The organism is Acinetobacter gyllenbergii CIP 110306 = MTCC 11365 (assembly GCF_000413855.1).
Lineage (GTDB): Bacteria > Pseudomonadota > Gammaproteobacteria > Pseudomonadales > Moraxellaceae > Acinetobacter > Acinetobacter gyllenbergii.
Map to the genome: position 1 here is coordinate 141866 of NZ_ATGG01000012.1, position 23129 is coordinate 164994.

Annotated in this window: 26 protein-coding genes; 12 read left to right on the forward strand and 14 right to left on the reverse strand. The window is 40.6% G+C overall.

The genetic code is table 11. From position 1 onward, the window contains the following. Positions 1-62: 62 nt before the first annotated feature. From F957_RS12395 to F957_RS12370, 6 genes are all read left to right on the forward strand, one after another. Positions 63-1088, forward strand: coding sequence for a type I glyceraldehyde-3-phosphate dehydrogenase (locus F957_RS12395; RefSeq protein ID WP_016540959.1), 1026 nt, complete (start codon positions 63-65; stop codon positions 1086-1088). A gap of 38 nt (positions 1089-1126) precedes the next feature. Further along, positions 1127-1441 (forward strand): hypothetical protein, encoded by a 315-nt coding sequence (locus F957_RS12390; RefSeq protein ID WP_016540960.1) that lies wholly within the window; start codon positions 1127-1129, stop codon positions 1439-1441. Between the two features lie 64 nt (positions 1442-1505). Beyond that, a complete protein-coding gene (locus tag F957_RS12385; protein ID WP_016540961.1) occupies positions 1506-2009 on the forward strand; it encodes a GNAT family N-acetyltransferase in 504 nt (167 codons plus the stop codon). Positions 2010-2427: 418 nt separating this feature from the next. Then, positions 2428-3594: an ATP phosphoribosyltransferase regulatory subunit gene (locus F957_RS12380; RefSeq protein WP_016540962.1), complete on the forward strand. Its 1167-nt coding sequence runs from the start codon at positions 2428-2430 to the stop codon at positions 3592-3594. A 59-nt stretch (positions 3595-3653) separates the two neighbouring features. Continuing rightward, on the forward strand, positions 3654-4973 hold the full coding sequence (locus F957_RS12375; RefSeq protein ID WP_016540963.1) for an adenylosuccinate synthase: 1320 nt from the start codon (positions 3654-3656) through the stop codon (positions 4971-4973). 76 nt (positions 4974-5049) lie between these two features. After that, a complete protein-coding gene (locus F957_RS12370) occupies positions 5050-5361 on the forward strand; it encodes a putative quinol monooxygenase (RefSeq protein WP_016540964.1) in 312 nt (103 codons plus the stop codon). Positions 5362-5686: 325 nt separating this feature from the next. Here F957_RS12370 and F957_RS21780 read toward each other — a convergent pair whose 3' ends face one another. Beyond that, on the reverse strand, positions 5687-6697 hold the full coding sequence (locus F957_RS21780) for a helix-turn-helix transcriptional regulator (protein ID WP_016540965.1): 1011 nt from the start codon (positions 6695-6697) through the stop codon (positions 5687-5689). 211 nt (positions 6698-6908) lie between these two features. Here F957_RS21780 and F957_RS12360 point away from each other — a divergent pair, with 211 nt between their 5' ends. From F957_RS12360 to F957_RS12345, 4 genes are all read left to right on the forward strand, one after another. After that, the gene (locus F957_RS12360; protein ID WP_016540966.1) at positions 6909-8459 is read left to right on the forward strand and encodes a circularly permuted type 2 ATP-grasp protein; all 1551 of its coding nucleotides are present in this window, start codon (positions 6909-6911) and stop codon (positions 8457-8459) included. 67 nt (positions 8460-8526) lie between these two features. Continuing rightward, positions 8527-9129, forward strand: coding sequence for an alpha-E domain-containing protein (locus tag F957_RS12355; protein ID WP_016540967.1), 603 nt, complete (start codon positions 8527-8529; stop codon positions 9127-9129). Beyond that, positions 9126-9905 carry a transglutaminase family protein gene (locus F957_RS12350; RefSeq protein WP_016660287.1) on the forward strand — a complete coding sequence of 260 codons (780 nt, stop codon included), beginning with the start codon at positions 9126-9128 and terminating at the stop codon, positions 9903-9905. Before F957_RS12355 ends, F957_RS12350 begins: the two co-directional genes overlap by 4 nt. 16 nt (positions 9906-9921) lie before the next feature. Continuing rightward, on the forward strand, positions 9922-10656 hold the full coding sequence (locus tag F957_RS12345; protein WP_005293001.1) for a proteasome-type protease: 735 nt from the start codon (positions 9922-9924) through the stop codon (positions 10654-10656). Positions 10657-10711: 55 nt separating this feature from the next. Here F957_RS12345 and F957_RS12340 read toward each other — a convergent pair whose 3' ends face one another. The 4 genes from F957_RS12340 to F957_RS12325 form a co-directional block, all read right to left on the reverse strand. Continuing rightward, the gene (locus tag F957_RS12340) at positions 10712-11182 is read right to left on the reverse strand and encodes a DoxX family protein (protein WP_016660288.1); all 471 of its coding nucleotides are present in this window, start codon (positions 11180-11182) and stop codon (positions 10712-10714) included. A 62-nt stretch (positions 11183-11244) separates the two neighbouring features. Next, positions 11245-12318 (reverse strand): alanine racemase, encoded by a 1074-nt coding sequence (gene alr / locus F957_RS12335; protein ID WP_016540969.1) that lies wholly within the window; start codon positions 12316-12318, stop codon positions 11245-11247. Positions 12319-12378: 60 nt separating this feature from the next. Next, positions 12379-13824, reverse strand: a complete 1446-nt coding sequence (dnaB, locus tag F957_RS12330; RefSeq protein ID WP_005204716.1) for a replicative DNA helicase — start codon at positions 13822-13824, stop codon at positions 12379-12381. 120 nt (positions 13825-13944) lie between these two features. Beyond that, positions 13945-14280 carry a winged helix-turn-helix transcriptional regulator gene (locus tag F957_RS12325; RefSeq protein ID WP_004654415.1) on the reverse strand — a complete coding sequence of 112 codons (336 nt, stop codon included), beginning with the start codon at positions 14278-14280 and terminating at the stop codon, positions 13945-13947. Positions 14281-14404: 124 nt separating this feature from the next. On the opposite strand from F957_RS12325, the gene F957_RS12320 reads away from it, so the two are divergent. Then, the gene (locus F957_RS12320) at positions 14405-14959 is read left to right on the forward strand and encodes an NAD(P)H-dependent oxidoreductase (RefSeq protein WP_016540970.1); all 555 of its coding nucleotides are present in this window, start codon (positions 14405-14407) and stop codon (positions 14957-14959) included. A gap of 87 nt (positions 14960-15046) precedes the next feature. Here the strand turns inward: F957_RS12320 and rplI are convergent, their stop codons facing one another. The 3 genes from rplI to rpsF are packed head-to-tail and all read right to left on the reverse strand — an operon-like array spanning position 15047 to position 16128. Beyond that, positions 15047-15493: a 50S ribosomal protein L9 gene (gene rplI / locus F957_RS12315; RefSeq protein ID WP_004654410.1), complete on the reverse strand. Its 447-nt coding sequence runs from the start codon at positions 15491-15493 to the stop codon at positions 15047-15049. Between the two features lie 12 nt (positions 15494-15505). Next, the gene (gene rpsR, locus F957_RS12310) at positions 15506-15733 is read right to left on the reverse strand and encodes a 30S ribosomal protein S18 (protein WP_000090661.1); all 228 of its coding nucleotides are present in this window, start codon (positions 15731-15733) and stop codon (positions 15506-15508) included. Between the two features lie 11 nt (positions 15734-15744). Further along, complete coding sequence (gene rpsF, locus F957_RS12305) at positions 15745-16128, reverse strand: 30S ribosomal protein S6 (protein ID WP_004654408.1); 384 nt, start codon at positions 16126-16128, stop codon at positions 15745-15747. 175 nt (positions 16129-16303) lie between these two features. On the opposite strand from rpsF, the gene F957_RS12300 reads away from it, so the two are divergent. Next, entirely contained in the window at positions 16304-16798 is a 495-nt protein-coding gene (locus F957_RS12300) for a hypothetical protein (RefSeq protein ID WP_016540971.1), read from the forward strand. Between the two features lie 154 nt (positions 16799-16952). Here the strand turns inward: F957_RS12300 and cyoE are convergent, their stop codons facing one another. The 6 genes from cyoE to F957_RS12270 all read right to left on the reverse strand — a co-directional run bounded on the left by cyoE (position 16953) and on the right by F957_RS12270 (position 22907). After that, positions 16953-17831, reverse strand: coding sequence for a heme o synthase (gene cyoE, locus F957_RS12295; protein WP_016540972.1), 879 nt, complete (start codon positions 17829-17831; stop codon positions 16953-16955). Positions 17832-17841: 10 nt separating this feature from the next. Beyond that, positions 17842-18171 carry a cytochrome o ubiquinol oxidase subunit IV gene (locus F957_RS12290; protein WP_005242336.1) on the reverse strand — a complete coding sequence of 110 codons (330 nt, stop codon included), beginning with the start codon at positions 18169-18171 and terminating at the stop codon, positions 17842-17844. Next, positions 18171-18791, reverse strand: coding sequence for a cytochrome o ubiquinol oxidase subunit III (cyoC, locus tag F957_RS12285; protein WP_005274296.1), 621 nt, complete (start codon positions 18789-18791; stop codon positions 18171-18173). Before cyoC ends, F957_RS12290 begins: the two co-directional genes overlap by 1 nt. Before the next feature lie 4 nt (positions 18792-18795). Next, a complete protein-coding gene (gene cyoB / locus F957_RS12280) occupies positions 18796-20787 on the reverse strand; it encodes a cytochrome o ubiquinol oxidase subunit I (protein WP_004806017.1) in 1992 nt (663 codons plus the stop codon). 3 nt (positions 20788-20790) lie between these two features. Then, on the reverse strand, positions 20791-21846 hold the full coding sequence (cyoA, locus tag F957_RS12275; RefSeq protein WP_016540973.1) for a ubiquinol oxidase subunit II: 1056 nt from the start codon (positions 21844-21846) through the stop codon (positions 20791-20793). A gap of 299 nt (positions 21847-22145) precedes the next feature. After that, the gene (locus F957_RS12270; RefSeq protein ID WP_016540974.1) at positions 22146-22907 is read right to left on the reverse strand and encodes an RDD family protein; all 762 of its coding nucleotides are present in this window, start codon (positions 22905-22907) and stop codon (positions 22146-22148) included. Between the last annotated feature and the right edge of the window lie 222 nt (positions 22908-23129).

A 23129-nucleotide genomic window follows, 5' to 3' on the forward strand; every position in this document is an offset into this window, starting at 1 on the left:
TGCGCTTGATGTTTTACCATATAGCATAGAAAAGATGATGTTTTGATGAATAAGGACGCTACATGCAACGTATCGCTATCAATGGATTTGGTCGAATTGGTCGGAATGTATTACGTGCGTGGTTTGAGAGTCCTAAGCAATTTCAGTTTGATATTGTTGCCATCAATGATATTGCTGATGTGCAGACCTTGGTGCATTTGTTTAAATACGACACCACACATGGTCGTTTTGCCGGTCAAGTTGAAATTCAAATTGAAAATCAACATATTTTTCTGAATATCCAGTCTAATCAGCGTCAGTTAAAGCTACAGGTTTTTAAGCAGGCTCAGCCAGAATTATTGCCTTGGGGCGACTTAGATATTGATGTGGTGCTTGAATGTACCGGTCTATTCCGTTCACGTGCTGATGCGACTCGTCATGTTGAGGCAGGTGCCAAGCGTGTGATTATCGGCGCTGCGCCTTTTGATTCTGTAGACGCTGCGATTGTCTATGGTGTTAATCACAATGATGTGAAAGCCACAGATCAAATCATCTCCAGTGTGTCGTGTACTACGCAGGCCTTAGTGCCGTTGGTCAAAATTATTGATGATGCCTTTGGTATTGATACCGCATTAATGACAGAAATCCATGCGGTCACAGCCGATCAATCGGTTTTGGATCATGCCCATCGGGATTTACGTCGCGCACGTGCCTCAGGGCAAAATATTATTCCAACCACATCGAGTGCCTTGGGAGCATTGAAGCAAGTGATGCCGAAAATGGAAGATCGGATCAATGGTTATTCCATTCGTGTACCGACCATTAATGTGGCGGCCATTGATCTCACTTTTGTTTCGCATTCACCGATTACTGTGCACAAGGTCAACGAGGTTTTGAGCAAAGCGGCGCAATTTGATTATGCTCAGATTATGCAAGTAACGGATGAGGATTTGGTTTCAAGTGATTTTAATCATTCACCATATTCTTTGATTGTAGATTTAACTCAAACCATGGTGGTGGGGCATCAAGCAAAAGTTTTTGCGTGGTATGATAATGAATGGGGTTATGCAAATCGCTTGTTAGATTTGTGTGAAACTTTTTGTGATTAATATTTTAAATAAGATATAAAAATAATCTGGGGTGTCGCATGACATTGATGTTGATTTGGGGATTTATTGCTGTTTTATTGGTGGCGGTGGCTTTTTTATTCTGGTTTCAGCTTAAAAGCGTAGACGTACCAAACTCAGATAGTCAGGTGCTACACCTTGAAGAAAAGGTTATACACCTAGAGCTACATCTGAAAAAGAGTTTGGAAATTATGCAAGATCTGGCCAAGAAGATGCATGTACAACAAGAGGTTTTAGATCGAACTGTGGCAAATATCGCTGCTTTAGAAAAACAGAATGTTGAAATGGTGAATTTGCTAGAAATTGTAGTAAAAGGTGGGAAAGGAACTGAATAAATCTAAGCTAATTTCTGAGAATCTTTTATAAAAATTCAGATTTGCGATTAGTTCGAGGTATTTTATGAGCCAAAACTTGAATGAATTGGTAGTTCGTCTCACCACCGAGGAGGATTGGAAAATCCTAAAAACTGTTCGTTTAGAATCTCTACTGGATAGTCCTAATGTTTTCGCTGTTAATTATGCCACTGCAGAGAAATATAGTGAGTCAGAATGGCGTAATCGTGCCTCGCACAAGAATCAACATCAATATATTTTAGCAATTAAAGAAGGACAGGCAGTTGGTATTATTGGTGGAACTCAAAACACTGCAGATGAATTTAATGTGATCGCTATGTGGGTTAATCCTATGTTCCGTGCTAGAGGGGTAGCCGATCTGCTGATTTCAGCAATTAAGAATTTAGCAGTTTCTAAAGGACACTCTAGGATTGTATTAAGTGTATCTCCAAAAAATGAGCGAGCAGTGAATTTTTACTTTAGACATAGTTTTGTGTTTATACCCGAATGGGAGTCTTTGGCTCTTGGTTCAGGCGAAAGAAATCAAAAAATGGAATGTGTGATTTTTTAATATATAAGCGGAGAACAGGACTTTAGGGTATTTCATTTATTTCGGGTGATAGCTGTTTAAGAGGCGCGGAATTTTGGATAGGCTTTTTTGCGTTTAACCCCCTAGTAATCAATGCTATAGAAAATCAAACTTGATCAATTATAACTAGGACGATAGTTCAGATGTTAGGCAGTTCTTAGCGATAAGAACATGGGCTTATACTCTTGGTGTGTGGTTTTAATTTATTGAATCTATTCATAAATTTCATCTCGATGATTAAGTGAATAAGGCATTAAACTATAAATATTTATTCAAATTCGAAGGTGCATCACATAAATCTTCGTGCTACACTACGCTGAATCGGGCATTCACCCGATTTTTTTATGTGGTTGCTTTTTGTGTGGATGCTTCCACATTGAACAGATTTTAGGTTTGGAACATGGCCATTTCAGAGACATGGTTGCTCCCTGACGGGGTAGCAGATGTATTGCCAGAACAAGCGCAAGTGGTTGAAACCTTGCGTCGAGAAGCGTTAGATTTCCTCGCAGTTCGAGGTTATCAATTGGTGTATACGCCATTTATTGAATACATCGAATCGCTCTCGCTACTTTCAGAATCTAATCAAGATTTAGATTTAGTCACTTTCAAAGTTATTGATCAGCTTTCAGGTCGTCTACTTGGCGTTCGTGCAGATATGACACCGCAAGTTGCGCGTATTGATGCCCATGTTCGACCAATTGAAGGTGTGGCACGTTATTGCTATGCAGGCTCAGTATTGCATACCAAACCACAGAATTTTAATGCAACACGTGCACCCTTACAGTTAGGTGCAGAGTTGTATGGTCATGACAGCATTGAAGCCGATGTTGAAATGATCAATGTTATGCTCGCATTAATTGAGCATACCCATACTTTAGAAGGGGCTCACTTAGATTTAGGTCATGTGGGTTTATTCCGTAGCTTGGTTAAGCGTGCTGGTTTAAATAAAAATACAGAAAGTGAACTTTCTGATTTATATCAGCGTAAAGCATTGCCAGAATTGGAAGCGTTCACTCAAGATTTAAGTATGGGTGCGGATTTTTATGCATTAGGTCGTTATGCAAGCGATCTAGATGCATTACAAACGCATTTAAGCCAAGATATTTTAAATGATGTTGACTTTAAAACTGCATTAGATGCTTTGAAATCGACATTGGCACAAATCCAATTGCGTTGGTCTGACCTCAATGTTGGCATCGACGTGGTGGAGTTGCGTAGTTATCACTACCATACAGGTTTAATGTATGCCATTTATGCACCAAATCGTGCAGCACCACTGGCTCAAGGTGGTCGTTATGATGGTATCGGTGAACACTTTGGACGTGCACGTCCAGCAACCGGATTTAGTTGTGATTTATATGCTTTAGGCGCGACACAGTTTGTTGAAATTGAGACTGTGGTTGCACCAAAAGGCAATGATCAAGATTTATTAAATGCAATTGCAGAGGCGCGTGGCCAAGGTTCACGTGTGGTGCAGTTGTTGGGTAATGATGATTTAAGCTCAGTGCCATATGCGACCCATCAGTTGGTGGCTCAAAATGGACAATGGGTAATTGAAAAAATTTAATTGCCAAGTGATTTAAAACTTGGTTTCCAATTTTAACAGCATGATGTAATGAGGCTATTATGGGCAAAAATGTTGTGGTACTTGGTACCCAATGGGGCGACGAAGGAAAAGGTAAAATCGTCGACCTGCTCACAGATCAAGCGGCTGCGGTAGTACGCTATCAAGGCGGACACAACGCAGGTCATACGCTTGTCGTAGGTGGTAAGAAGACTGTATTACACCTCATTCCATCAGGTATTTTACGTGAAAACGTATTGTGCTTAATCGGGAATGGTGTCGTTCTTTCTCCTGAAGCCCTAATTAAAGAAATGGCGATTTTGGAACAAGAAGGCGTACCTGTTAAAGAACGTTTACGTATTTCTCCAAACTGTCCATTAATCTTGCCAAACCACATCGCGCTTGACCAAGCACGCGAGAAAAAACGTGGTAATGCCAAGATTGGTACGACAGGTCGCGGTATTGGTCCAGCTTACGAAGACAAAGTTGCACGTCGTGCTGTACGCGTTGCAGACTTGATTCGTGGTGGTGCTTTGCTTGAAGAAAAACTTCAGGAAATGCTTGAGCTGCATAACTTCCAACTTACTCAATTCTATGGCGTTGAGGAAGTTAAGTTTGAAGACGTACTTGCATTGTGCAACGAATGGCGTGAAGTGCTTGCACCATTAGTGATTGATGTAACGACTGTACTGCATAATTACCGCAAAGAAGGTAAGGCAATCATGTTTGAAGGTGCGCAAGGTTCATTGCTTGACATCGACCATGGTACTTATCCATTTGTAACCAGTTCAAACACCACTGCAGGTGGCGTAAGCTCTGGCTCAGGTATGGGCCCATTGCATTTAGATTATGTATTGGGTATTACCAAAGCATATACAACACGCGTAGGTGCAGGTCCATTCCCAACTGAGTTGCATTATGATGCAGCAACAGACACAGGTGATGCGATTGGTCGTCACTTAGGTACAGTTGGTCATGAGTTTGGTGCATCTACTGGTCGTCAACGTCGTTGTGGTTGGTTCGATGCTGAGATTTTACGTCGTTCGGTTGACGTGAACTCATTATCTGGTATTTGCTTAACGAAGCTTGATGTATTAGATGGTTTAGAAGAAGTAAAAATCTGTGTAGGCTATGAAGATGTAGATTCAGGCTGTGCAGGTTCTTCTGATGCGATTTCATTCGAAAGCTTGAAACCAATTTATGAAACCATGCCAGGTTGGAGCGAATCAACTGTAGGTCTGACTCAAATTGATCAACTTCCTGCAAATGCATTGGCATATGTACGTCGTATTGAAACTTTAATTGGTTGCCCAATTGATATCGTTTCAACTGGTCCTGACCGTGCAGAAACAATTGTATTGCGTCATCCGTTTTCAGCATAAGCTGAATAGATGATAAAAAAGCTCTCATGAATTTGAGAGCTTTTTTTATAGTAAATATTTAGGGAGAGCGGCTTAAATGATTTTAAAACTGATTGCTGAAGACTATATCCAGCCAGATAAAATTAATGAGGTATTAACGTTTTATCAGGAATTGATAGAGAAAACGAGAACTGAAGCAGGCTGTATTGCCTATGATCTGTATCATGATCATAAGCAAACAGGACATTTTGTTTTTATTGAAGAATGGATAGATCGTGAGGCATTGGATTTACATGTACAATCGGAACATTTTCAGCGCTTAGTCCCACAAATTGATCAATATCAGATACAGGCGGGACGTTTTACTCATTTGCATCGTTTCGAAACTTTATTATCCGATAAAGAATAAGCTGATCTTGGCTCAAAGATCAGCAATAGCAAAAAAACAGCTTTTGATTCCAATCTTTGTTATTTCACAGCCCAAATAATCCTCGTTATAGTGATTCTACGTTCAAACAAAGAGGGTTTAAGCATGACCAAAAAGAGAATCCGCTACAATGGCTATGAATTAGCGTGCCGATGTTAATTTAAATCAAAGCGCTTAAAAAGGTACAAACCAATTTTGATCAAGGCGGGGAGAGAGGTTGGTTTGAACATTTAAACAATAAAAATAATACTGAGTGTTTGATAATAAAATTTATAAAAAATCGAAGAGAACCGTGAGGTTCTCTTTTTTATTGGGATTGATCTTCGATTTCTTTGACTGCATTGTAGACCGCTGCAGGCTCGATATTGAGGATTTTTTTACCAAAGCTTCTAAGCCACCAGACCAATTGTGAAGTAAATGGAACCGTTGCAGAAACTTCAACGATATTCTCTTCTAAGTGTTGGATGATTTGATCCTTACTTAGTTGGCTTTCATAGAAACTTTTGGCTGTACTTTCGGTCATCGTTAGCTTTAACTGAATTTGTTCAGTTGGCTTGTTATAGTCAACACGGAATCCGAGTGCGCCAGATTCAATATAATTATCAATTTCAAAGTTCACAGGATGTAAGGCACGGCTTTCCAATACCGTTGCTGCCTTAAAGCGGTGCAATGCAAAAGTCTGTACGTCAGTTTTATCATTGCGGGTACAGATTAAATAAATCACTGCACCTTTTTGAACCAAGGCTAATGGATTGAGGATATAGCTCTTATCTTCACCTTGATGAGTTCGGGCACGATAAATACATTCGATTTGTTTGTCTTGTAATAGACCTTCGTAAATCGCCTGTTGCGCGTGTTTATCGACTACTGGTGGAATCAGCGGTTGAGTTGCCGGCACAATACGCACACGGTTGATCCATTGTCTGACATTGTTCTGGGTCGATAAACTACGTTTGGCGAGGTCAAACCAAGGTGTCATTTCTTCTAATAAACTCGGTGGAAGCAAGTGACGTAAATGTTCTTCGACCATCATAAACGTAACGGCTTGTGAGCTGGTCATATGTGGCAAGCTCTGAATCGGTGCATCCGAGCGCCAACGCCAACCTTGAGGCACGGTTTTATTGCTTTCAATCGGGAAGCGTTGGGCAATCTGGTTTAAATCACGCTGGATTGTACGCAAACTGATATCAATACCTTCTCGTTCTAATATTTCTTGTAATTCACGAGTACCCATCCATTTCCCAGTTGAAAGGCGGGATAAAATTTGCCATTGGCGATAAAGGCTATTGGATGTTTCTTTTTCTTGTACGGATGACATAAGCGTAATACGTAATTCAATGGTCTAAAGCAGACACAATAAAAAAACTATACTTAATTATCAAGTCCATCTGATCCAGATTACGTATTTACGACTGAAATGGGGGCATTTTTGCTTAAATATTCTAGTTCTGGTTGAAAATTGATCATTTATATAAGTGGCATTGAAATTGCTTTGTTTAAATATAAATAAATGATGAGACGAGGTTTCTATGTCAGAACAAGAGAACAGCCTACATATCAGTACAGATTATTTTACAGCAGAACCAAATACAGCAGTTCCCGTTGATACGTCTACATTTATTCCTCAGCTCAATGTTAGTACAAATCTATTTGAGCAACTGAAATCACAATTTTTTAATGAGATGTTAGATGATAAAAGTTTTAACGGTGAAGCATCGAAAAAAATTGAACAATGGCTGAGTATCCGTAGTCTTGAAGATTTAAAGACTTTAGAAGCACAAGCGAAGCAGCATTTTCTCTATCAAGGGATTACCTTTAATGTCTATGGTGATCAGGAGGGCGCAGAACGAACCATTCCGTATGACCTTATTCCACGTGTGATTGAAAAAAAACAATGGGAAAAAATTGCAACAGGCTGTGCACAACGGGTAAAAGCCCTGAATTTATTTTTAGACGATATCTATCATGGTCAGCATATTTTAAAAGAAGGTTTAATCCCTGCGGAACAAGTGATTGCCCATGAGGCTTTTCAGCCACACATGTTAAAGCATCAGTTGAAAGGAAAGGTTTATTCGCAAATCAGTGGGATTGACATCATTCGTGATGGTCAAGGCGATTTCTTTGTATTGGAAGATAATTTACGTACACCATCGGGTGTGTCTTATATGCTGGAAAGCCGCAAAATCAGTCAGAAACTGATGCCTGATTTATGTAGTAGCAATAATTTACAAGGGATTGAGCAATATCCAAGTCTGTTAAGAGCAATTTTGGAAGAAAATGCCTATGTTGATCAGCCTTTGATTGTCGTGCTTACGCCTGGACGTTTTAACAGCGCCTATTATGAGCATTCATTTCTAGCACGGGAAATGGATGTACCACTGGTGACTAGTCGGGATTTATTTGTTGAAGATGAGAAAGTTTATGTCAAAACTATTCGTGGTCGTCAGCAGGTAGATGTGATTTATCGCCGTGTTGATGATGATTTTCTTGATCCACTTAGCTTTAGGCCTGATAGCAGCTTAGGTGTGGCTGGCTTAATGTCTGCTTATCTACAACATAATGTTGTGATCGCCAATGCGCCCGGAACTGGGGTTGCAGATGACAAATCGATTTATCCTTATGTCGATCAAATGATTCAATTTTATTTAGGCGAAGCACCGATTTTAAATAATGTGCCCACTTATCAATGTCGAGAGGCTGAGCAACTTGATTATGTGTTGAGCAATTTGGAAAAACTGGTGGTTAAAGAAGCACAAGGTTCTGGTGGTTATGGCATGTTGATTGGTCCGCAAGCAGATCAACAACAAATCGATTGTTTTAGACAGAAATTGATTGAAACACCGCATTTATATATTGCCCAACCGACATTGGCACTTTCCGTTGCACCAACACTGACCATGGAAGGCGTGGCCGAACGCCATATTGATTTACGTCCTTTTGTACTCAGCTCACCTTATCGTACTGAAATTGTGCCAGGTGGATTAACACGCGTTGCTATGCAGGCGGGTTCTTTGGTGGTTAATTCTTCTCAGGGTGGCGGAATTAAAGATACCTGGGTGGTTGAAAGCTTGCGTTCCTAAGCGGTATATCCACAGCTTGGATGTAAGCTGGGCTGTGGCATTTATATAAAGAAAAGGGAGGAAATTTATGCTTTTACTTAGTTCAAGTGCTCAACATATTTACTGGTTAGGACGTTATTTATTCCGCATTGCCTATGTGGCAGAACAGCTACCTTTTGTAGATGATCAGCAGGCTTCAAAATTTGCACAAGCGCTTTGTTTGCATATTGAAGATGCAGAGAACTTGAACCAATTCATGTTAGACCGACAGCAGCCTTATTCCTTGTTAAGCCAACTTGAGATTGCACGTGACAATATTCAGGAATTAAGAGGTTTATTGACGGCACAAGCCTATGCGGAACTGAATTATTTGATTAAAAGTACGGCTGCGGATGGATTCGCGATTCAAACTGTGGTGCAAAATTGTTGTGAGATCCTAAAAGCAGAACAAGAAGATATTTTTCTATTCTTTCATATTGGGCAATGTATTGAGCAAATCGATACCTATTTTAGATTTCAACATAATCTTCATACGGTATTTGATACCATAGATCCGACGCTTGAACAGTTATTCCAGTTGGGATGGCAAGATTTACAACCCTGTTGGGAGGTTTTAAAACAACAGCCATACTTGAGTCAGTTTTATGCATTTACCTATAAATTGGAAAATCAATTTGAGGCATCCTCATGAAACTTATGGTCAATCACCAGACACATTATCGCTATAGCGAAGTTGCACGGAATAGTGTCCAGTCAATCAAAATGATGCCACAGAGTTCTCGGCATCAAAGCATTGAAAATTGGCATATCAGTGTGCCTGGACAATATTCATGTCAGCGTGATGCATTTAACAATCTGTGGATTACTGCAACACAACGCCATGATTATCGATATCTGACCATCATGGCGCAAGGTGTGGTCGATTTGCATGCGACGGAGTTGGGTTATGTCGAGACAGATATTTCACCGATGATTTTTTTACAGCGAACTGCGATGACTGGCTGTGACCTGACCATGTCGGATTTCGCACATTCGATTGTGACGACAAAAGATCGGCAGCACTTGATTGTTTTATCTGAAAAAATTCTAGAACAAGTACCTTATCAACCAGAAAGTACTTCAGTCACGACCTCTGCAATTGATGCATTTTATGCAGGTCAGGGGGTTTGCCAAGATCATGCACATATATTAATTGCCATGTGTCGTGCGCTACAATTACCAGCGCGTTATGTATCAGGCTATATCTACGATGAAAATCAACCGCACCTTGCCAGTCATGCATGGGCCGAGATTTTTGTGGATAATGAGTGGTATTGTTTCGATGTAAGTAACCAGATATTTACACCCCAAAATCATATTTATGTCGCGGTCGGGCGCGACTACTTAGATGTGGCACCAGTGCGTGGCATACGTGAGCAAGGTGGGGTGGAAAGCATGATGTCTGTGGTACAGGTTTTGGCATGTTAAGTATAAAGAGAGAAAGATGACCTATTGTTGTGCATTAAGATTAGAGCAGGGTTTGGTATTGATTAGTGATACTCGAACCAATGCTGGGGTCGATCATATTTCTGTATTTCGCAAATTGCATACCTTTGGAGTGGAAGGCGAGCGTTTTATTGCGCTACAAACATCGGGTAATCTAGCAACGACTCAGGCTGTGATAGGACATTTGCAAAATGCTTTGGCGCTGCACCAAGAACCCAACTTATATAGTGCCAATACCATGTTTGAAGTGGCTGAGCTGGTGGGTAAAACATTACGTAAAGTGCTTGAAGATATTACCAGCGATACGCAAGAACAGATGAATTATTCTTGTAGCATCTTGGTCGGCGGGCAGATTCAAGGCGAAGAAATGCAGCTGTATAATGTGTATCCGCAGGGCAACTTTATTTGTGCAACCATTGATACGCCTTATTTTCAGATTGGTGAAAGTAAGTATGGAAAACCGATTTTAGATCGTGCCTTGTACTATGATATGCCCTTAGATGATGCTCTACGTTGTTCACTCATATCTTTTGATTCAACTTTGCGATCTAACGTTTCAGTCGGCCTACCTTTAGATGCCTTGGTTTACCATAAAGACAGTTTTATAATTCCAGAAGGTAAGCGTATTGGTGAAGATGATCCTTACTTTACCCAAATCAGTAAACAATGGTCAGAGACTTTGCGCCGTGGTTTGCAAGAATTGCCAAAACCAACTGCTGACTACGGTTTATAACTTCCGTTAAGTCTCTCTCAAAAGAATGCATAGAGCCTTTTGAGAGGGAATTATCCTAAGAGGTTGGTCTGTTTTTGCTTAGGATGCGATCCAGCGACAAGATGCTTGGTCGAGATGTAATCAGTATCGCAAGAATAAACATATACAACAGGTCATGGATGTAGAAGAACCAACTAAGCCAACTTGTCGTGTCTAATCCATTGGGGATGGTATGGATCCCAACCGTGTATAAAGCGGTTAGACAGATTATAAATAACAAGATACTACTGATTTGAGTTAACAAACCGATAATCAAGAATAAACCTGCGAACATCTCCGTGGCTGACACAAAGCTGCTCATGATTTCTGGAAATGGAATGCCTGCTTCGGTCATCGTTTCTAGCATAATCAGTTTGTTTTTTTCAACGAAAAGCTTGTTGAAACCTGTAGTAAAGAAAAAAATGCCGATCGAAATTCGGATCATAAACAGAACCAATTGCTGGATCGGCATTTTATAAAGCTGATTATCGTAAATTAGTTTGAACATGCTGAATCGGATGGGTTAAAACCCTTATTAGAGGTAAAACCCAAAAATTGATCAAGTCATGTTTAGTTATCTAATTGACGTATTGGGCGTTGGGTGAGGCGGCAAAGTAGCTCGTAGCCGATGGTTCCGTTGGCTGCTGCTACATCATCAACCAAGCGAGATTGGCCCCAAAGCTCAACTTTTGTGCCAATTTCTGCTTTAACAGTGCTGATATCAATCGCGATCATGTCCATACTGACACGACCAACAACGGGGACCAGTTGTTGGTCGATGGCAACAAAGTTTTGTTTGATATACGCACGTGGATAGCCGTCACCATAGCCAATCGAAACAATCGCGATCTCTGTCGGACATGTGGCTGAATAGGTTGAACCATAACCGACAAACTCACCTTGTTGAATCTGATTCAGTGCAATGATTTCGGCACTAAAGGTCATGACAGGCTTTAGATCGAGTTCATGTACGTTTTTATCGGCAAAAGGTGATGCGCCGTAAAGCATGATACCGGGACGAACAAAATCAAAATGCAGTTCAGGATATTTATAAATTGCAGCAGAATTACAGCAAGACACCAAGATTGGTTCACAGGCTTGTTTGACCTGTAAGAACTGCTGTTTCTGCTGTTCATTTAAAGGATGCTCTACATCAGCATTGGCAAAATGCATGGCAAGTACACAGGTAAAACCTTCAGTTTTTAAACGTTGAATGACTTTAATGATTTCATCGACTTTGAAACCTAAGCGGTTCATGCCGCTATTTAGTTTGACCCAAACTTTTAAGCCTAATGTGTTGTAAGCGGTTTTATGTTGAATCAACCATTCAACTTGTTGTGCGTGATGGACAATACATTCAAGTTTCTGTTCAATAACTTGTGTCATTTCATCTTCAGCAAATACACCTTCAATCAGGGTAATGGGTTGAGTATATCCCAGTTGCCTGATCTCCAAAGCTTCTTCTAAACAGGCGACACCAAAAGCGTCCGTGGCCTCTAAGGCGGCTAAACAGTGCTTAACTCCATGTCCATAGGCATTGGCTTTGACCATACTGACGATTTTTGAATGTGGAGCAAGTTGTTTAACACGGTTTAAATTATATTGCAGTGCTGCACTGTCAATATAAACTGTTGCTTGGCGCACCCTGATTTCTCCTTTGGGTCGGCTAGGAAATGAGATAATGCAATTTGAATCGCGAAGGGCTTATTCCTCATCCTCATATTGAGCATAGAACTCAGGCGAGAGGTTACTAAAACGGGTATATTGGCCTTCGAAGGCAAGACGAACACTACCAATTGGACCGTTACGCTGTTTACCGATGATAATCTCGGCTGTACCTGCTTCTTTGGATTCTTTGTTATAGACTTCATCACGGTAAATGAACATGATTAAGTCGGCATCCTGCTCGATCGCACCCGATTCACGCAAGTCTGACATGACTGGGCGTTTGTTTGGTCGGTTCTCCAAACTACGGTTCAGCTGCGATAGTGCAATCACAGGACATTGCATTTCTTTGGCTAAGGCTTTTAAGCTTCGTGAAATTTCCGAGATCTCGCCGACACGGTTATCGCCCATACCAGGTACTTTCATCAGCTGTAAGTAGTCGACCATGATACAGCCGATTTTCCCATCATGCATTTTGGCCACACGACGAGCACGGGCACGAAGTTCGGTGGGTGGTAGGGCAGACGAGTCATCGATATAGAGATGCATTTCTTGCAATTGCAGAATGGTGCCTGTCACTTTGGTCCATTCGTCTGCATCGAGATTACCTGAACGTAAATGCCCTTGATGGACTTTACCCATGGCTGAAATTAAACGCATGGCAATCGAGTCTGCTGGCATCTCCATTGAGAATACCAGAGCAGGCAGGCGGTTGTATTGCAGTACACTTTCAACCAAGTTCATGGCGAATGTGGTTTTACCCATTGATGGACGTGCCGCAACAATAATTAAATCCCCAGCCTGCATTCCCGAGGTTTTGTTATCGAGTTCCAAGAAGCCCGTGGTTAAACCGGTAATGTTGCCATCAAGTTTAGACAATTCATCTAATTTAGTAATGACATCTGCAGTGACAGAGCTGATGGATTTAGGCCCAGAATCTTTTTTATTGTTATTGTGCTGTTCGGCCAAAGAGAAAATACTGGTTTCTGCTAAATCAAGAATCTCACTGACAGGGCGACCTTTGGTGTCATAGGCATTTTGTAAAATATCACTGCTGATCTTGATCATGTTACGCAGAGTTGAAAATTCCTTGATTTTATTTGCATAAATTTCAAGGTTATAGAAACTTGATGGAGAGTCTGCCATCAATTGCATCAAGTATTCTTCACCCCCGATGGCATCTAACAAGTTTTGTTTGAGCAACCAATCATTGACCAAAACAGCATCATAAGGCGAGTTTTCTTGTGCCAGTTTCTCAATGGCACGATAGATATATTTGTGACGTGTTGCATAAAAATCATTTTCTTTAAGTAAGTCACTAACTTGCTCAAAAGATTCTGCAACCGTCATTAAGGCTGCTAAGACCGCTTGCTCGATGGCAAGGTTATGCGGTGGGGTACGGAATTCTTTTAGCTGACCTGAGTCACTCACTTTACTCTCTGTGTTTGGAGAATTTTTTGTAAAATTGGCATTCGCCTGTGACATAACAAGACCTAATAAAAAGATGAAACAATACCGAGTGACTATCTTAATCCAAATGGAGCGTATCGGCACAATTTAATTCAGTGAAAATTGTGTAAGTGGCGAAAAAGTGTGGTTCCGCAGTTAGAGCCGATTGGATGCACCCCATTGGCACATCATGTCTAATAATGGAATTAAGGACAGCCCGCGTTCAGATAAGCTGTATTCGACTTTGGGTGGAATTTGTGGGTATTCCTTACGAATAATCAATTGGTCTCTTTCCATTTCTTTCAAGGTCAGACTCAAAGTTTTAAAAGAAATATTCCCGATGGAGCGTTTTAGCTCATTGAATCGCATGATGGATTTATGCTGATAAAGCCAATACATGATGATCATTTTGTATTTGCCATTGATCAAGGAAAGTGTATATCCAAAATCTGTTTGCTCTAAGTCAATTTGGGGTGGGGCGCAAGTTTCCATTATTCTCTGCTGACACTAACTTTTAGTCTAGTATATAACCATCATGACCGTACTTAAATTATCTCTAGCATGCTTTTATAATCGACTCATCACTATAACTGTACGATCAATGGAGTCTATTGAAATGAAAAAAACGCTTGTGATTGTTGCTCATCCTGACATTAATAATTCCATTATAAATAAATGTTGGATTGAAAAATTACATCAATATCCTGAGCAGTTCACTGTACATGAGCTTTACCAAAGTTATCCAAATGCTCAGATTGATGTGTTAAAAGAACAAGCTTTGGTTGAAGCACACCAAAATCTAGTATTTCAGTTCCCAATGTATTGGTTTAACTGCCCACCATTATTAAAGCAATGGTTGGATGATGTACTCACTTATGGTTGGGCTTATGGTTCATTAGGAAATCAGTTAAAAAATAAGAAAATAACCCTTGCAGTATCGACTGGAAGTAAAGCACATGACTATTCAGTGGATGGGCGACATCAAGTGAGTTTAGAAACTTTGTGTGCTCCTTTTGAATTGACTGCACGTTATGTCAAAGCCGATTATCAGCCTGTTTATGCTTTTTATGGAATGGAAACCCAGCCAGAGGAGGGTGAGGTTTTACCTACAATCAATGATGTTGAGCAAAGTGCAGAGGATTATGTGAAATATTTATTAGCGATGCATTAATGATGTTTTATACCAGATTTATTCCTAAAACAGGATCATTAGACATAAAAAAAGAGCATGTAAAACATGCTCTTTTCTTTGCAGAAATTACTCAGATACGATAGTAACGAGAACTTCAGCAACAACATCATGATGCAATTGGATTGCGATGTTGAATTCACCAGTGTGACGAAGCGCACCGTTTGGTAAACGAACTTCTGCACGGTCAACAACAAGACCAGCATTCGTTAAAGCATCAGCGATGTCGCGAGTACCGATAGAACCGAACAATTTACCTTCGTCACCAGCTTTCGCAGTGATCACGATGTTAACTTCGTTCAATTGTTCAGCACGTGCATTCGCAGCAGCTAATACTTCAGCTTCTTGCTTCTCAAGTTCAGCACGACGAGCTTCAAAAGCAGCAGTGTTTGCTTCAGTTGCAGCTACAGCTTTACCTTGAGGGATCAAGAAGTTACGACCGTAACCAGCTTTAACTGATACTTTGTCGCCTAATTTACCAAGGTTCTTAATGCGTTGTAATAAGATAACGTCCACAGCTCACCTCACTTACTTATGGTTGTCAGTGTACGGAATCAAAGACAAATAGCGAGCTTGTTTAATAGCTAACGCTAATTGACGTTGATAACGAGCTTTAGTACCTGTAATACGGCTAGGAACAATCTTGCCGTTTTCAGTGATGTACTGTTTTAAAGTGTCGATATCTTTGTAGTCGATGTACGCAACATTCTCAGCTGTAAAGCGGCAGAACTTGCGACGACGGTAAAAACGTGCCATTGAGGTTCTCCTTATTCAGCTTCTTGAATTGCTTGTTGTGCTTCTTCACGTTGAGCTTTACGCGCACGTTTTTCTTCAGCACTCTTAGCAAGTAAAGATTCTTCAGTAATTGCGTGTTCACGACGGATGATGATGTTACGAATGATTGCGTCGTTATAACGGAATAATTCTTCTAATTCATCAAGAGTCGTTTGACCACATTCAACATTCATAAGAATGTAGTGTGCTTTGTGAATTTTGTTAATCGGGTAAGCCAATTGGCGGCGGCCCCAATCTTCTAAACGGTGAATTTGACCTTCAGCTTCTTTGATCTGAGAGATATAGCGTTCAACCATACCTACAACTTGATCGCTTTGGTCTGGATGTACCAATAGTACGATTTCGTAGTGACGCATTGTCAGCTCCTTACGGTTTAAGCAGCCCCTAAATATAAAAATTTAGAAGCAAGGAGTCATAACTTAAAAGTTATGTCGCAAATTGCGAAGCGGGGATTATATTCAAATTGACGCTATAAAGCAAATTTGCCATAGTCTTTACATGATATTTTTTTAAATAAAATAGGCAATAAGCATGGAACAACGCTTTTTAAAAACAGTTGCATTGATCGAGTCAATTTTACAGTCAGGCACTGAGGAGGCATACTTTGAAGTGTTTGAGCAATATGAAGGGAGTATTTATCAAGTTTTAATGATTGTTGATTGGAGAGAAGAAGATGAAGTAATTGTTGAATATTGCGAAAAAATATTGCAAACAGGGAATTTAAGCGTAGAGACAGAAAGTGCTGATAATACCCAAGGTTTTATCATTCGTCTTCATTACAAAGATCAAGCACTGATCATTCCTTATCAGGGCGAGGGTGCTGATCGAGATACCACCTTAAAAGCATTAAATCAAATTTTACAGCCAGATTATGAAATCCGTTTTTGTGAGCCTTCTGATGGTTCCGATACCTTGGAGTTCATCCCATTACCAAAAGCATTATGGCAAAAATTAGATCAAAAATATTCACATCAGATTGATCAATTGTTTAGACGATTTGAGCCAGAGAGTGTGTTCTTTGGCTAAATGATGTAGCAGCGTAATTTTTACGATTGTAAAAATAGGTGCAGAGTATAAACAATACATAGTTTTCATTTAGGCAATAAAGAACTCAATGTTTTTATTGCACGAAATGATAAAAATTGGGAGAGCATAAAAAGATAGAGTGTTCTCTATCTTTTTAAAAAATAGGGAAGAGTGGTGCAGGGCTTTTAAAAGTAAAGCTAAAGCTTAAACTGATGACAGTAACGAGAATTACTGAGAAAAGGAAAAAGCGTTTTGCCCAAAGCTGATCATCTTCGGCTTTGAATCCTAAAATAGCAAGGTAGAGCCAGTAAATGCAAAGTACATTACAGATAACCAAGAAAACCATATTGGTATATCCATAAACATAGAGTGCATTCATCGCTAGAGTAAATAAAACCACATAAATCAGTGATTCGATTTTTGTTCTAAGGATGGAACGGGCTACAGGTAAAATAGGAACTCCTGCGTTTTTGTAGTCGTCAAAACGATAAATTGCGATTGCCCATGAATGTGGCATTTGCCATAAAGCATATGCAACAAAGATCAGTAGCGCCGCCATATCGAACTGATGACTTACAGCCGTATAACCAATAACAGGGGGACTCGCTCCGGAAATACTACCGATGACGGTTTGATGGATAGTGGTACGTTTTGTCCACAAACTATAAAAACCGACATAGACTACAAAACCAATCACAGCGAATAAAAATGCATAAGCATTGACATAGAACCAGAGCATGCTAAAGCCAATTACACCTAGAACCAATGCATAACACAGGGCAACAGTAGGGGAAATGGTTTTTGTCACAAGTGCGCGATTCATTGTGCGCTGCATTTTTTGATCGATGTCTTGATCAATAACATTATTGACCACACAACCAGACGCAACCACAAAAGTTGTTCCGAGCAGGGTAAGCAATAATAAGAGGTAGTCTATAGAGCCTTGGGCGGCTAAGAAGAAGCCGCCCAAGGTGGTAATAAAATTACCGAAGAGAATTCCTGGTTTAGTCAGGAATAAGTACTTTTTCCACATGACAATCAGTTTAGATCATCATGTTGTAGTGTAGGTAATTCATAATCCACACAGAGCCGACTAAAAGTACAGCGATACATAAGATTGTGTAGATAAATGCAATAAGGTTCCAACGTTGTTCAGACGATGTATTCATGTGTAGGAAGTACACAAGTTGTACAAGTACCTGAGCAACCGCAGTAATTGCAATTACTGTAACTAAAACGCCACGGCTGAAACCACCTGACATCACCATCCCGAATGGGATGATGGTAAGGATAACAGAAAGGATAAATCCAACAGTGTATTGTTTAAAGTTACCGTGTGACGCACCTGCAGCATTATGGTCATGACTACTCATTAGAGAACTCCCAGTAAGTAAACGACGCTGAATACACAGATCCAAACGATGTCAAGGAAGTGCCAGAACAAGCTTAAGCAAGCAAGACGACGTGTATTCGGTAAGGTCAAACCATTCTTTTTGATTTGATACATTAACACTAACATCCACACCAAACCAGAAGTTACGTGGATACCGTGTGTACCAACCAAGGTAAAGAATGCAGATAAGAATGCACTGTGAGTTGGGCCATGACCTTCGTGTACGAGGTGATGGAACTCATAGATTTCCATACCAATGAACGATGCACCGAAAAGGAATGTAATGAATAACCAAGTGATCACTTGATTTACATTCTTTTTATAAGATGCAAGTACAGCAAAACCAAATGTTACCGATGAGATCAATAGGGCAAATGTTTCAGTTAACACGAAGCCTAATGAATCATGGAACAGGTCATATGCACTTGGAGTTCCTGGTGGAATATGACTGCTTAATACAGCGAACGCAATGAAGAGTGATCCGAAAAGAATCAAGTCACTCATCAAGTATGTCCAGAAACCAAAGACCGTTAAGTCTGTATCATCATGTTCATGATGACCATCGTGGCCGTGGTTGTCGTGATGAAGTACTTCAGCCATTTCCTTAGTCCTTCTTCAAGTGTTTTTCAAGTAAAGCATAGCGTTCGTTTTCAATACGCTCAACTTCAGCAGCAGGAACGTAGTAGTCAACATTCTTAGTGAATGAGCTTACGATCAAGCTAACAATTGCTGAAACGAAAGAAACGACAGCGAGCCACCAAATATGCCAGATGAGTGCAAAGCCAAGAATCGTAATGAACATTGCAATGACAAAACCAGCAGCACGATCAGTCGGCATGTGGATGTCTTCATATTTAGTGTTACGTGCGTATGCTACACCATTTTCTTTGTCAGTCCAGAAACGGTCAACGCCGCTTGCATCTGGTTCATGCGCAAAGTTATAGAACGGAGCAGGAGATGACGTTGCCCATTCAAGGGTACGGCTATCCCATGGATCGCCTGTGTGGTCCATGTTGTCCTTACGTTGTAAGAAACCAACGATGATTTGCATTAAGAAACATGCAATACCGATCGCGATAAGAACAGCACCAAACAATGCAATCGCCAAGTACGGATCCCATTCAGGGTTGTCATATGTATTCAAACGACGTGTCATACCCATGAAACCAAGGATATAAAGTGGCATGAATGCAAAATAGAAACCGATGAACCAGAACCAGAACGCAGCTTTACCCCATGCTTCGTTGAGCTTCCAACCAAACATTTTTGGCCAGTAGAAGATGATGCCGGCAAACATACCAAACACCACACCACCGATAATTACGTTATGGAAGTGAGCGATCAAGAATAATGAGTTGTGTACAAGGAAGTCCGCAGGTGGAACAGCCATCAATACACCAGTTAAACCACCGATACCGAATGTTACAAGGAAGCCAAGCGTCCATAACATAGGTGTTGTATAGGTGATGCGACCTTTATACATGGTGAATAACCAAGAGAAGATTTTCACACCTGTAGGAATCGCAATAACCATGGTCATGATACCGAAGAACGCATTCACGTTCGCACCAGCACCCATGGTAAAGAAGTGGTGAAGCCATACAACGAACGCAAGTACAGTAATTGCAATCGTCGCATACACCATAGACTTATAACCGAACAACGCTTTACGAGAGAAGGTTGCAACGATTTCTGAGTATAGACCAAATGCTGGCAATACCAAGATATATACTTCAGGGTGACCCCATGTCCAGATCAAGTTCACGTAAAGCATTGGGCTACCGCCAAGCTCATTGGTGAAGAAATGGAAGCCGAAGTAACGGTCAAGCGTCAGCATTGCAAGCGTACCTGTTAATACAGGGAATGATGCAATGATGAGTACAGCCGTACAAAGTGAAGTCCACGTGAAAATCGGCATGTCCATCAATTTCATGCCAGGTGCACGCATCTTGATGATGGTAACAAAGAAGTTAACACCAGATAAAAGCGTACCTAGACCAGAAACCTGAAGTGCCCAGATATAGTAGTCAACACCCACACCAGGAGAATATTGAATGCCAGATAGAGGAGGGTAAGCCATCCAACCAGTCGCAGCAAATTCACCCAATACAAGTGAAAGCATCATCAAACCAGCAGCGCCTGCGAATAACCAGAAGCTTAAAGAGTTTAATAATGGGAAAGCAACGTCACGAGCACCAATCTGTAAAGGTACAGAGATGTTCATCATACCTACAACGAGACCCATTGCTACGAAGAAGATCATGATCACACCGTGTGCTGTGAAGATCTGGTCATAGTGGTCAGGATGTAAGTAACCTTCGCCGCCGCCTTTCGCGAGGAAAAGTTGTAGACGCATCATGATCGCATCGGCGAAACCACGCAACAGCATGACAACAGATACGATGATATACATGATACCAATCTTTTTATGGTCTACAGTGATAAACCACTCATTCCACAAATATCCCCATTTCTTGAAATAGGTGATACCGCCCAAAACAGCAATTGCACCAAGTGCCATAAAGACCATGGTGACAAGTACAAGGGGTTCAGTCGGGATAGAATCCCACCCTAATTTACCAAAAATCATATCCATGTCTTATTCCCCTTGAGCAGCGTGTTCTGCTGCAGCATGAGTTTCTGCTGTTGCATCATGTCCAGCAGAATGGTCAGCACCGTGATAGTTACTCATGTAGTGGTTGATGATTGTTTCAAACAATTTTGGTTCAACTGATGAGTAATAAGTCACAGGGTGTGGCTTAGTCGGGAACGGTTTCATCGCTTCAGCTTTAGCAAGTGCTTCTTCATCACCAGCAGCTTTAGCACGATTCACTAAATGCTCGATCTGATGCTTAGAACGATCGCCATCTTTAAGCGTTGCTAACTCAGCTTGGTCAAGTGTACCTTTTTGAATTGCTTCAGGGTTAATACTTGTACCATTACCAGCTTTAACTGCTTCTACCCATTGTGCAAATTCTGGCTCAGTCACGCTATGTGCTTTAAAGCGCATTTGTGAGAAACCGTAACCTGAATAGTTTGCTGAGAAACCACGGAAGATACCTGGTTCATCGGCTAATAGGTGAAGGTGAGTTTGCATACCAGCCATTGCGTAAATCTGACCGCCTAACTGTGGGATGAAGAACGAGTTCATCGTAAAGTTAGAAGTGATTTTAAAGCTTACTGGTGTTTGTTCTGGGAAGCGTACTTCGTTTACCGTTGCAATGTTTTGCTCAGGATAGATAAAAATCCATTTGAACTGTTCAGCGACAGCTTGAATAGTCAATGGTGCTTTATCTGATTCTAACGGACGGTAAGGGTCGTACTTGTGGGAACCCCACCAAGTTAACCAAGCTAAAATACCAATAATAATGACAGGTACACCCCATACAACGATCTCAATTGTCGTAGAGTGTGCCCAAGTAGGTTTATAGTCTGCATCTTTATTCGACGCGCGATATTTCCAACCAAACCACAATGCCATAACGATTGATGGGATTACCACCAACAGCATTAAATAGATCGCAGTCATCATCAAGTTACTTTGACCTTGACCAACTGGACCTTTATTGTTTAGAAGTACCATATCACCGCCACACCCAGTTAAGAGCGCAGCCATCGTTGATAAAGACAATACAGCTAAAATCGTTTGTCTCATTTTACAACCTCGGTGAAGAGTCCCATTCCCTAATTAAAATTATGGGATAGCGATTAAAGTGTCGCGTGATTGATAAGAATTGTTTAAAAAGTGCTTAGCAATCACGCGACACCGCAACGTTGTTGGGCATTATGCCTCATATTGAAAAACTAAGCTACTGATAAAGTGGCCTGAACTGCTTGTTTTAAAACCCGATTTATTTTGTAGGGATTAAGGTTGAGTTAAGTTCTTTTTGTATAGATATCAATTTAATATATAAAAAAAGAGGAATAAATCCTCTTTTGTTTATTGATTTGTGATCACTGTTTAATGACTTTGGTTTTTGCCAATTTATCGTGCAAAGTTTGACGCTTTTGAGTAAAAGCGAATAAAGCATAATCAATCACAGTGATGATTGGAACGAGAAGAAGATTCAAAATAATGAATAATACGCTTCTCAACCAAAAGGCACGAATTGTACTCACTTGAGTGGAGGTCTCGGCGTCTACAATTTTAATCTTGGCGATTTTTTTACCAATACTTTGACCAGATTTTGCAATAAAGAATGCTTGAATCATGAGCATGATAATCAGATAAGCAAAGATCATCATCCATGCTTCATTCGGAATTAATTGCATCAATTGATGTTGTAATTCCACTGCTTTATCAGATGCCATTTGGGTGGCTTGCATCTGTTTTTGGATTTCAAATAATTCTTGGTATTGGCTTTCATTAAAAAAGAAAGATGGGATAGAGGCCATCGGTAGCCAAAGGATGAGATCAAAAACTTTGGCAAGAGCGCGCGAATGAAAAGGTGCGAGTTCTGGCGCTTTTTGTTCGACCTTGATTTTGTAAGTTGGTTCGTTCGTTTCAGTTTTAATTTGAGCACTAAAAGGAGAGTAACCTACAGGTTCGTAGACAAGTTTACCTTGTGTGAGTTCACCAAGTGTTTTCCATTCAGTCATACCTTCATGCCAAGCCAAATCTGTTAGTAAAACTTGTTGACTGGCAAGCATCTGGTTCACTTGTTCTAAACTGTAAGGTCCTGCTTGTTGATTGTTACGAGCCAAGTAAATTTGCATAATTTTAAAATCTCAATTACAAGGGTGTGTTGACATTTCAGACATGTCTGGCGTTATAGGCTAAAACAACCCAAACAAGGCATGAAACGTAGACAATGGCAGTTCCCTTGTCAAGCTTCATAACGAAGTTTGGGGAGGTTTTAGCCATAACCCTACGGGACAAGGACATTTTTGCCACTACTGCGTTATCTTGCGCAGCTATAATCACTGCTCATTATTTAG

Bases quoted from the DNA above. Each gene is read 5' to 3' on its own strand.
- F957_RS12395 (WP_016540959.1), top strand. From the start codon at position 63: ATGCAACGTATCGCTATCAATGGATTTGGTCGAATTGGTCGGAATGTA.
- F957_RS12390 (WP_016540960.1), top strand. From the start codon at position 1,127: ATGACATTGATGTTGATTTGGGGATTTATTGCTGTTTTATTGGTGGCG.
- F957_RS12385 (WP_016540961.1), top strand. From the start codon at position 1,506: ATGAGCCAAAACTTGAATGAATTGGTAGTTCGTCTCACCACCGAGGAG.
- F957_RS12380 (WP_016540962.1), top strand. From the start codon at position 2,428: ATGGCCATTTCAGAGACATGGTTGCTCCCTGACGGGGTAGCAGATGTA.
- F957_RS12375 (WP_016540963.1), top strand. From the start codon at position 3,654: ATGGGCAAAAATGTTGTGGTACTTGGTACCCAATGGGGCGACGAAGGA.
- F957_RS12370 (WP_016540964.1), top strand. From the start codon at position 5,050: ATGATTTTAAAACTGATTGCTGAAGACTATATCCAGCCAGATAAAATT.
- F957_RS21780 (WP_016540965.1), bottom strand. From the start codon at position 6,697: ATGTCATCCGTACAAGAAAAAGAAACATCCAATAGCCTTTATCGCCAA.
- F957_RS12360 (WP_016540966.1), top strand. From the start codon at position 6,909: ATGTCAGAACAAGAGAACAGCCTACATATCAGTACAGATTATTTTACA.
- F957_RS12355 (WP_016540967.1), top strand. From the start codon at position 8,527: ATGCTTTTACTTAGTTCAAGTGCTCAACATATTTACTGGTTAGGACGT.
- F957_RS12350 (WP_016660287.1), top strand. From the start codon at position 9,126: ATGAAACTTATGGTCAATCACCAGACACATTATCGCTATAGCGAAGTT.
- F957_RS12345 (WP_005293001.1), top strand. From the start codon at position 9,922: ATGACCTATTGTTGTGCATTAAGATTAGAGCAGGGTTTGGTATTGATT.
- F957_RS12340 (WP_016660288.1), bottom strand. From the start codon at position 11,182: ATGTTCAAACTAATTTACGATAATCAGCTTTATAAAATGCCGATCCAG.
- dnaB (WP_005204716.1), bottom strand. From the start codon at position 13,824: ATGTCACAGGCGAATGCCAATTTTACAAAAAATTCTCCAAACACAGAG.
- F957_RS12325 (WP_004654415.1), bottom strand. From the start codon at position 14,280: ATGGAAACTTGCGCCCCACCCCAAATTGACTTAGAGCAAACAGATTTT.
- F957_RS12320 (WP_016540970.1), top strand. From the start codon at position 14,405: ATGAAAAAAACGCTTGTGATTGTTGCTCATCCTGACATTAATAATTCC.
- rpsR (WP_000090661.1), bottom strand. From the start codon at position 15,733: ATGGCACGTTTTTACCGTCGTCGCAAGTTCTGCCGCTTTACAGCTGAG.
- rpsF (WP_004654408.1), bottom strand. From the start codon at position 16,128: ATGCGTCACTACGAAATCGTACTATTGGTACATCCAGACCAAAGCGAT.
- F957_RS12300 (WP_016540971.1), top strand. From the start codon at position 16,304: ATGGAACAACGCTTTTTAAAAACAGTTGCATTGATCGAGTCAATTTTA.
- cyoE (WP_016540972.1), bottom strand. From the start codon at position 17,831: ATGTGGAAAAAGTACTTATTCCTGACTAAACCAGGAATTCTCTTCGGT.
- F957_RS12290 (WP_005242336.1), bottom strand. From the start codon at position 18,171: ATGAGTAGTCATGACCATAATGCTGCAGGTGCGTCACACGGTAACTTT.
- cyoC (WP_005274296.1), bottom strand. From the start codon at position 18,791: ATGGCTGAAGTACTTCATCACGACAACCACGGCCACGATGGTCATCAT.
- cyoB (WP_004806017.1), bottom strand. From the start codon at position 20,787: ATGGATATGATTTTTGGTAAATTAGGGTGGGATTCTATCCCGACTGAA.
- cyoA (WP_016540973.1), bottom strand. From the start codon at position 21,846: ATGAGACAAACGATTTTAGCTGTATTGTCTTTATCAACGATGGCTGCG.
- F957_RS12270 (WP_016540974.1), bottom strand. From the start codon at position 22,907: ATGCAAATTTACTTGGCTCGTAACAATCAACAAGCAGGACCTTACAGT.